General features: G+C 67.2%; 1 pseudogene. It reads right to left on the bottom strand.

Annotated elements, in window-relative coordinates:
* Nucleotides 1-200, bottom strand: a pseudogene (locus tag EOD29_RS33180) (C4-dicarboxylate ABC transporter); the annotation flags it as partial.
* Nucleotides 201-256 lie beyond the last annotated feature (56 nt).

Below are 256 nucleotides of genomic sequence, written 5' to 3'. Positions count from 1 at the left end.
GCAACCGCCACGACGTAGATCACGATGACGCCGACGGCGGCGCCCAGTATGTCGGCATTGTCGCCATGGGCGGGCACCAGGTAGCGATAGGCCGCATAGGAGATCGCGACCGCGGCCAGCAGGGCCACGATCAGCGAGATCACGCCGTGCCCGAGCGTGCGCGCCTCGATGGGCAGCGCCGGCCTGGTGCTGACTGGCATCTACATGGCCTACGTCCTGATCATGTCGATCATCCGGCCGAACTCGATGCCGGCGC

The organism is Mesorhizobium sp. M1A.T.Ca.IN.004.03.1.1 (assembly GCF_003997555.1).
Lineage (GTDB): Bacteria > Pseudomonadota > Alphaproteobacteria > Rhizobiales > Rhizobiaceae > Mesorhizobium.
The sequence above is the reverse complement of the archived record's forward strand: the minus strand, read 5'-3'. Positions and strand labels throughout refer to the sequence as shown.